The 9205-nt window shown below is 29.3% G+C and carries 9 protein-coding genes, 1 tRNA gene, 3 rRNA genes, 1 other RNA gene and 1 other annotated feature; of the genes, 13 read left to right on the plus strand and 1 reads right to left on the minus strand.

The annotated features are described in order from the left end of the window. From H8923_RS16620 to H8923_RS16670, 11 genes are all read left to right on the plus strand, one after another. Nucleotides 1–119 (plus strand): 23S ribosomal RNA (locus tag H8923_RS16620); the annotation flags it as partial. Nucleotides 120–203: 84 nt separating this feature from the next. Further along, nucleotides 204–320: ribosomal RNA gene (gene rrf, locus H8923_RS16625) — 5S ribosomal RNA — on the plus strand. A gap of 204 nt (nt 321–524) precedes the next feature. Then, nucleotides 525–1040 carry a transcription repressor NadR gene (locus H8923_RS16630; protein WP_153973177.1) on the plus strand — a complete coding sequence of 172 codons (516 nt, stop codon included), beginning with the start codon at nt 525–527 and terminating at the stop codon, nt 1038–1040. A gap of 108 nt (nt 1041–1148) precedes the next feature. Next, nucleotides 1149–1369: a binding site (T-box leader), on the plus strand. Nucleotides 1370–1545: 176 nt separating this feature from the next. After that, complete coding sequence (serS, locus tag H8923_RS16635; protein ID WP_153973178.1) at nt 1546–2817, plus strand: serine--tRNA ligase; 1272 nt, start codon at nt 1546–1548, stop codon at nt 2815–2817. 142 nt (nt 2818–2959) lie between these two features. Further along, nucleotides 2960–3412: a nucleoside deaminase gene (locus H8923_RS16640; protein WP_153973179.1), complete on the plus strand. Its 453-nt coding sequence runs from the start codon at nt 2960–2962 to the stop codon at nt 3410–3412. A 3-nt stretch (nt 3413–3415) separates the two neighbouring features. Then, a tRNA-Ser gene (locus H8923_RS16645) sits at nt 3416–3509 on the plus strand. A 38-nt stretch (nt 3510–3547) separates the two neighbouring features. Continuing rightward, an RNA gene (gene ffs, locus H8923_RS16650) (signal recognition particle sRNA large type) lies at nt 3548–3813 on the plus strand. A gap of 122 nt (nt 3814–3935) precedes the next feature. Beyond that, a complete protein-coding gene (gene dnaX / locus H8923_RS16655) occupies nt 3936–5555 on the plus strand; it encodes a DNA polymerase III subunit gamma/tau (protein ID WP_153973180.1) in 1620 nt (539 codons plus the stop codon). Between the two features lie 66 nt (nt 5556–5621). Further along, nucleotides 5622–5963, plus strand: a complete 342-nt coding sequence (locus tag H8923_RS16660; protein ID WP_153973181.1) for a YbaB/EbfC family nucleoid-associated protein — start codon at nt 5622–5624, stop codon at nt 5961–5963. A 12-nt stretch (nt 5964–5975) separates the two neighbouring features. After that, the gene (gene recR / locus H8923_RS16665; protein WP_153973182.1) at nt 5976–6575 is read left to right on the plus strand and encodes a recombination mediator RecR; all 600 of its coding nucleotides are present in this window, start codon (nt 5976–5978) and stop codon (nt 6573–6575) included. Nucleotides 6576–6717: 142 nt separating this feature from the next. Next, entirely contained in the window at nt 6718–6939 is a 222-nt protein-coding gene (locus H8923_RS16670) for a hypothetical protein (RefSeq protein WP_147542595.1), read from the plus strand. Between the two features lie 93 nt (nt 6940–7032). On the opposite strand, the gene H8923_RS16675 is transcribed toward H8923_RS16670, so the two are convergent. Beyond that, a complete protein-coding gene (locus H8923_RS16675; RefSeq protein WP_153973183.1) occupies nt 7033–8247 on the minus strand; it encodes an MGDG synthase family glycosyltransferase in 1215 nt (404 codons plus the stop codon). A gap of 175 nt (nt 8248–8422) precedes the next feature. Between H8923_RS16675 and H8923_RS16680 the strand changes: the two genes are divergently transcribed. Next, entirely contained in the window at nt 8423–8650 is a 228-nt protein-coding gene (locus H8923_RS16680; protein ID WP_153973184.1) for a glutaredoxin family protein, read from the plus strand. A 438-nt stretch (nt 8651–9088) separates the two neighbouring features. Then, nucleotides 9089–9205 (plus strand): 16S ribosomal RNA (locus H8923_RS16685); the annotation flags it as partial.

A 9205-nucleotide genomic window follows, 5' to 3' on the forward strand; every position in this document is an offset into this window, starting at 1 on the left:
GATAAGATTTCCCACCGTAAGGGTAAGACCCCAGGAAGACTACCTGGTTGATAGGTCGGAGGTGGAAGTGCAGTAATGTATGTAGCTTACCGATACTAATAGGTCGAGGACTTGACCAATTTTAAATGATTAAATCATAAATGATATGCAGTTTTTAGAGTATTAACTCTAACATAACTTAATATAAGTTAATCGAAAGATTATGTGGTTACTATAGCAAAGAGGATACACCTGTTCCCATTCCGAACACAGAAGTTAAGCTCTTTAGCGCTGATGGTACTTGGGGGGCAACCTCCTGGGAGAGTAAGACGTAGCCACGTAATCTTTTTTTGTTGTATAAAAATTATAATGTTAAAGTATTAAGTTTAAATTAAAACATATAAGTTTCAAATACTAGAGGTAAAATGGAATTAGCGTTATTGATTTATGACATAATAAATTATAAAATGTTAAGAGAGATGTAAAAGTAAAGCATTAAACAGTGTTATAATTAAATATGTAATTCTTAGCATAAGAGGTGAATTATGAATCCGAGTGAAAGAAAAGATAAATTATTAAAACTTATAGAAGAGTCTACAAAGCCTATAAAAGGGAATGAATTAGCTGAAAAGCTAAATGTAAGTAGACAGATTATAGTTCAGGATATAGCTCTTATTAGAGCGACAGGTAAAGATGTAGTAGCAACACCTCAAGGTTATATGATCTATAATCAAAATAATAAAATAGAAAAGAAAATCAAATGTAAAAATCATAAAAATAACGAAGAGCTTTTTGATGAACTAAAAAGTATAATTGATATGGGTGGGACTGTAAAAGATGTTATAGTGAGTCATCCCATATATGGAGAAATAAAAGCTGAATTAAATATATCATCTCTTAGGGATATAAATGATTTTATGAATAAAATAAAAAAAGATGAATTTAAACAATTATCTTCATTAACAAAATATAATCATACTCATACTATTGAAGCATCAAAAAATGAAATATTAGATGAAATTATAGAGATATTAGGCGAAAAAGGTATTATATCTAACTAATATTAAGTATGAATATCATATAAAAATAAAAAAGAAGATAAAATCGAATAATAGTATTGAAAGTTGTTAATATATATAATATAATGAGTATCAAATAAAACAATTAGTTAACAAGCTATGAAGGAAAATAGTAAAGAACATGTTTGTATTCAGAGAATGAGTGGTTGGTGCGAACTCATGACAAAGGTTTTTGAATCCATTCCAGAGCTTCTAATCGGAAATAATAGTAAGATTAGACGTATTACCTACGTTACAGGATTGAGAGAATTATGCATATTTTGCATAATTAATTAGGGTGGCAACGCGGATAAAAGACTTTCGTCCCTTTTATAGGGGATAGAAGGTCTTTTTTTATTACCAAAATTTAATTGGCACGTTAACCCAAACTAGTTAACAAATAGATTATTTATAATAAAATTTCCGGAAAATGTAAATAATACTAGTAAAATTTAAAGTTTGAATCAAAATAAAATATATTTAAAGGTATATAAATTAGGAGGATAATATGTTAGATATAAGAAGAATTAGAGAAAACTTAGAAGATATTAAAAAAGCAATGGATAGAAGGGGTGAAAAAGAATTCAACCTTGATATAGTAGTAGAGTTAGATGATCAAAGAAGAGAATTACTTAAAGAAGTTGAAGTAATGAAAAATGAAATGAACGTTGAATCTAAAAAAATACCTCAATTAATAAAAGAAGGTAAGGATGTTACTGCTGATAAAGCAAGATTAAAAGAATTATCAGATAAGATAAAAGAATTAGATGAAAAGGTTAGAACTGTATCTAATGAAATAGAATATAACTTAATGAGAATACCTAACGTTCCAAATCCAGAAGTTCCACAAGGAACAACTGATGATGATAACGTTGAAATAAGAACTTGGGGAGAACCTACTAAATTTGAATTTGAACAAAAAGCTCACTGGGATGTAGGAACTGGATTAGGAATATTAGATTTTGAAACTGCAGGGAAAATAACAGGATCAAGATTTACTTTATATAAAGGATTAGGAGCTAGACTTGAAAGAGCTTTAATAAACTTCTTCTTAAATACTCATACAGAAGAGCATGGATATACAGAAGTTTTACCACCTTTCATGGCTAACAGAAACAGCTTCATAGGAACTGGACAATTACCAAAATTCGAAGAAGATATGTTCAAGGTTGAAGGTGTAGATTATTTCTTAATACCAACTGCAGAAGTTCCTGTAACAAATATACACAGAGATGAAATATTAACAGTTGATCAATTACCAATAAAATATTGTGCATATACACCATGTTTTAGATCTGAAGCAGGTTCAGCTGGTAGAGATACAAGAGGTTTAGTAAGACAACATCAATTCAATAAAGTAGAATTAGTTAAGTTTGTTGCTCCAGAAAATTCTTATGATGAATTAGAAAAATTAACTAACGATGCAGAGAGAATGTTACAATTATTAGGATTACCATACAGAGTAGTTAAGATATGTACAGGAGATTTAGGATTTACAGCTGCATTTAAATATGACTTAGAAGTTTGGATGCCAAGTTACAATAGATATGTTGAAATTTCTTCTTGTTCAAACTTTGAAGATTTCCAAGCTAGAAGAGCTGGTATAAGATTTAAGAGAGATAAAAAATCTAAAGCTGAATATGTTCATACATTAAATGGTTCAGGATTAGCAGTAGGAAGATGTTTAGCTGCTATATTAGAGAACTATCAACAAGCTGACGGAACAGTTATAGTTCCTGAAGCATTAAGACCATATATGGGTGTAGATGTTATAAAATAAATTTAATTAATATAAAATATACAAAGGAGAGTTAAGCTTAGCTCTCCTTTGTAGTTTGAGAATAAGATATAAAAATAAATTTGAGTTGAATTATAAAAAAAAATATGCTATTATAGTGTTGTTATAAGTTTTAGGAGGAAATATGGAAAAATTATTCTATATGAATGAAGCATTAAAAGAGGCATATAAAGCATATAATAAGGGTGAAACTCCTATTGGAGCTGTTATAGTTAAAGATGGTGAGATAATTGCAAGAGCTCATAATTTAACAGAAGAATTAAAAGATAGTACAGCTCATGCTGAAATGTTAGCAATAAAACAAGCTTCAGAAAAGTTAGGTGGGTGGAGACTTATTAATTGTGACTTGTATGTTACTATGGAACCGTGTATAATGTGTAGTGGAGCTATAGTTAACTCTAGAATAAAGAAACTTATAATAGGAACTAAACATATAAAAAATTCTTATATAGAAAAACAACATGAATTTAAAATGGATTATTTTAATTTCAATAACATAGAAGTAACATTTGGAGTAAATCAAGAGGATTGCTCGATCATTTTACAAAAGTTTTTCAAAACTTTGCGTAATAAATAAAATGGAGAGATGGTCGAGTTGGTCGAAGGCGCTCGCCTGGAAAGTGAGTATACGTGTTAAAAGCGTATCGTGGGTTCGAATCCCACTCTCTCCGCCAAGAATAAATAATTGATACTAAATATGGTTGTAATTTTGCTGTACTAGATGGGGAGGTAGCGGTGCCCTGTAACCTGCAATCCGCTATAGCAGGATTGAATTCCAGCTTAGAGGCTTATAATTTGCAGAGCAGCCCTAAATAAGTGGTGTTGACACTTAGGTCCTGCGCAACGAAAGCTCATGAACTCCGTCAGATCAGGAATGAAGCAGCGGTAAGTGATCACTTCCGTGTGCCGCGGGGGTGCCTAAGTCGAGCTAACTGTTTAGGTAACGTCTGTGGATGTAAGTCGATAGTTGGTGTACAGCATTTAATATATAAAATCAAATCCCTTTGAGAGGGATTTTTTTTATTTAGAAAAATGATATAATAATTGAATATGATGGAAAAAATTATAACTGAATGATTTTATATTAAGGAGAGATAAAAATGCATAAAGCATTATATAGAGTTTACAGACCACAGAAATTTGAAGATGTAGTTGGTCAAGAACATATTACTAAAACCTTAAGAAATCAGATTGAAAATAATAATATAGGACATGCCTATTTGTTTTCTGGTACTAGAGGTACAGGTAAGACATCAACAGCAAAGATATTTGCAAGAGCAGTAAATTGCCTAGATAGCATAGAGCAAGAGCCTTGTAATGAATGTGAAGTATGTAAGGATATATTACATGATAATATTATGGATGTTGTAGAAATAGATGCAGCTTCTAATAATAGTGTTGATGATATAAGAGAGCTTAGAGAAAATGTTAAGTACTCACCAACTAAAGCAAAATACAAAGTATATATAATAGATGAGGTTCATATGCTATCACAAGGTGCATTTAATGCCCTACTAAAGACGTTAGAAGAGCCTCCTTCATATGTAATCTTTATATTAGCTACTACTGAACCACACAAGATACCAGCTACTATTTTATCGAGATGTCAAAGATTTGATTTTAAAAGAGTTACAGTGAAGGACATTACGTCTAGAATGAAGAAAATATGTGTAGAAGAAAATATAGAGGTTGAAGAAAAAGCACTTAATCTAATAGCTAGAAATTCGCAAGGAGCTCTTAGGGATGCTCTTAGTATATTGGATCAATGTATTTCTTTTGGAGATAATAAAATTGAATATAAGGATGTAGTAGAGTTATTAGGTACAGTTAACGTAGAGCAATTATTTGATTTAGCACAGTATATAATAAATCAAGATACAAAAGAATCACTTAAAATTTTAAATGAATTTATAGTATGGGGAAAAGATATAAGAAACTTAATAAATGATTTAATTGATCATTTTAGGAATCTAATGATATGTAAAGTATCTACAGATTTAGATGAAATAATTTCTTTGCCAGAGGAGACTATAGAACAATTAAAATCACAAGCGGATACAATAAATAATAACGATTTAATAAGGATACTAAATATATTATCAACTACTCAGGATAATATAAAGACAGCTTCAAATCCTAGAGTTGTAGCAGAAGTTACTATGATGAAGATAGCTCAGCCAATGTTTGATGAAAGTAAAGAAGCCTTAATTAAAAGAATAGAGAACCTAGAGAATGCAATTGAAAGCGGAAATATAAAGGTTACAACTGTAAATGAAGTTGTAGATAATCAAAATATTGAACCTGAGATTAAAGAAGAGATTGAATATGAAGATGTAAAGAGTGAAGATGTAAAATTAATTGAACATTCTTGGAAAAATATATTAAAAAGTATAAAAACTGATAAAAATATGCCAGTGTATGCACTTTTAGGTGATGTAAGAAACTTTAATGTTTATGAAAGTGCATTATATTTGATATTTGATGACAACTATGGGTTTGCTAAAACTAGATTAAGTTCACCTGAAACAATAGATTATATACAGAATAAAATAAGAGAAATTATTAATAGAAGCTTTAATGTAAAAATTGTTTTAAAGTCTGAAGTTAAAAATATTGATTTAGAGATAAAAGAAAAATCTAAAGATAAAGGTGAAGAAATTTTAAAAGGTATAGTAAGTGAAGATGTACTAGAAGTTAAGGATAGTATAGATAAAAATTAGAGCAAATAATAAATATTTATTTATGATATAATATTAAAATATATATAATTAAGGAGGAAGAGTAATATGGCTAAGAAAAATTTTGGTGGAATGATGCCTGGAAATATGAATAATATATTAAAGCAGGCGCAAAAAATGCAAGAAAATATGCAAAAGATGCAAGAGGAATTAGAATCTAAAGAATTAGAAACTTCAGTTGGTGGAGGAGCAGTTACTGTAAAGGTAAATGGTAAAAAGGAAGTTTTAGATATAACAATAAAGCCAGAGGTAGTAGATCTAGATGACATAGAAATGCTACAAGATTTAGTGCTAAGTGCAGTTAATCAAGCTCTAAAGAGTGTTGATGATATGCAAGCTAATCAAATGAGCAAAGTAACTGGAGGTATGAATATACCTGGTTTATTCTAGTAGGTGATATAAATGCAAGCGTACACAGGACCTATATCTAGGTTAATAGAAGAATTTTCAAAGCTTCCTGGTGTAGGAAGAAAGACAGCACAAAGATTAGCATTTCATGTTATAAATATGAATACAAATGATGTAGAAAGCTTGTCAAAAGCTATTATAGATGCTAAAAGAGAAATTAAATATTGTTCTGTATGCTGTAATATAACAGACACAGACCCATGCAGTATGTGTTCTAATAAAAATAGAGACTCTAGTATTATTTGTGTAGTAGAGGATCCTAGAGATGTAGCAGCTATGGAGAGAACAAGAGAGTTTAAAGGTAAGTATCATGTTTTAAATGGTGTAATATCTCCTATGGATGGTATAGGACCTGATATGATAAAAATTAAAGAACTTATTGTTAGACTTGGTAACGAAGATGTTAAAGAACTTATAATGGCGACTAATCCTACAATAGAAGGTGAAGCTACAGCGATGTACATAGCAAGATTAGTAAAACCTATGGGTATAAAAGTTACTAGAATTGCACATGGATTACCTGTTGGTGGAGACCTAGAGTATGCTGATGAGGTTACAATAACTAAAGCATTAGAAGGAAGAAGAGAAATATAAAAAATCGAGGCAAATCCTCGATTTTTTTGTCGTTTTTTAAAAGAAATTTTTAAATAAACTTAATTATGAATTATTGAAGAAAATATTTGAATATTGTATAATTTTAGTTAGATTTAGCTAAAAATTTTAATAGGGGTGTAATATGAAATCAACGATGAACTTAGAAGAACATAAGGCTATGAAAGAAAAAAGAACAAAGAAAATCGAGTCTAAGGATAAGTCTAAGTATAATTATGATGATGATTTAAGTTTATTAATTAGTAAAAAGAAAAAGAAACAGTCCAAAGGTAAGGATGGTGTCTTTAGAAATAATTATAAAAACTATCAGTATGATTATGAAGAAGATTTTTATGAACCTTTATAAGAGATATAAATAATACTGATTTGAATTAGATTAAAAAAAGGGATTCCTTAAAGTAAATTATGCAATATTGCTTTTAAGGATATCCCTTTTGTTTTATTGTTTTATTAGAATTTCTTCGACTAAATTAGCTATGTTCTGAGCTGAATCAGATTTTCTGATAGATTGTATATTTCTTTTTAACATATCTAGTCTAGTAGGATCATCAATAAGAACTTTTAACAAGACTGTTAAGGTGAATTTTTTTGTTGGTTTTAACGCTGCACCACAATTTGAAAGAAAATCTAGATTTTCTTCTTCTTGTCCAGGTATATAATAAGGTATTATCATAGGTAAATCTTTTAACAGTGCCTCTGTAGTAGTAAGGCCGCCTGGTTTACTTACTAGTACATCGACAGAAGCAAGTAAATCATTCATTTTATTGGTAAATCCTAACACAAGTATATTCTTATCAGTACAATCTTCATGAGTAGATAACTTCTTTTCTAATTTTTCTTTTAAACTTTCATTTTTACCTGTTATTACTATGACTTGAAAATCTCTATCTATGTTTAGAAGTTCTTCTAAAGTTTCTTTTATATTTCCAGCACCAAAGCTACCACCCATTAGTAGAACAGTGAACTTTTTAGGGTCTAACCCAAACTCAGATAAAACAGTATTTCTATCTCGGTTTGATAAAAAAGATTTTTCTACAGGTATACCAAAAGTTTTAACTTTATCAGAAGCTACACCATCATAAATTAATAATTCTTTTACATATTCATGTCCAGCTATATAAAAATCAATCTCATTTTGAATCCAAGTAGAATGAGTTGTATAATCCGTTAAAACAGTTATTAATGGTGGAACTGATAGATTATAGTAATATTTATGTAGAGTGTCATGTAAAATAGAATTTTCGTGGTTTTTACATTCGTTAGTGTGTTTTTTTAAAGTACTAAGTGCAATCATAGGAAAAGGATGGGTACCAATGATTAAATCAGGTTTTGATTTATCCAGTAAGGACCTAAACTTTTTAGCCATAAATGATGTCAGTGGATTATCTTTAAATTCATTTTTAGAAGCTAAACTCGTCTCAGAAAATCTATAGACACTTCCATAAGCCTTAGGAGTATATATAGCTGATTTTTCATATCCTCTAGAAATTATTTTATCCATAGTACTATTAACTAATTTTAAACTATCTATTATTTCACATTCTATTGGAGATCCATCTATTGTTTTGTTACTAAGTTCTTCTTTAATAGCTCGAGCAGCTCTGTTATGACCTCCTCCTGTAGAGGCAGACATTATCAATACTTTTTTGCTCATAACAAAATCCTCCTAAAAGATATACGGTTATATTGTATAATAACCTAATTTTTTGTATTATAATAATAATTTAATAAATATATTTATTAAACTATTATGTTTAAGTTAATAATAATCTAATACAAGATAAAAAAAAATACAAGTGTAAATAAGATAATGGAATTAGGAGGTACATATGAATAAAGTTGAAATATATTCGAGTGATACATGTATTAATTGTATAAAAGCAAAGGAATACCTTGAAGAGATAGAGGTTAATTATATAGAATATAACATATCTAGAGATTTAGAAGCTAAGAGAGAGTTAATCAGTATGGGGTATATGTCAGTTCCGTTGATAGTGATTAATGGAGAGCATGTTCTTGGATTTGATAAAAAAAGAATAGATGATTTGCTAGATTAAACAATTATTTATCAAAATTTGAATTTGAATATACTTATTATCTTAATTACTTTATTTTATAATAAAAGTAATTAAGATAATATTGAATTATTAGGGTTTAAACAAATGTAATATATAGTAATATGATATAGTATAAAAAAGTGAAAATGGCGTAAAATAAATTATGATAAAAAATAAATAAAAAAGTTTTAAAAAATAGTTGACTATATAAAATAAAGATGATATAGTATTACTTGTCCTCGAGAGAGCGATAAATGAAAAAGAAAAAGACAAAAAAAGTCTTGACTAAGAAAGAAAAACTTGGTAAGATAAGTGAGTCGAGAAAATGAACTTTGAAAATTAAACAGTAGGTTAATTTATATAACTAATTCTTTATAAGAATTATTCGAAACAACCAAACAAAGCCAGATATATAACAGTATCTGAGCCCATCAACTTTTATTTGAGAGTTTGATCCTGGCTCAGGATGAACGCTGGCGGCGTGCCTAACACATGCAAGTCGAGCGATTTACTTCGGTAAAGAGCGGCGGACGGGTGAGTAACGCGTGGGTAACC

Origin of the sequence: Romboutsia faecis (genome assembly GCF_014323405.1) — a bacterium.
Classification (GTDB): Bacteria; Bacillota; Clostridia; order Peptostreptococcales; family Peptostreptococcaceae; genus Romboutsia_E; species Romboutsia_E faecis.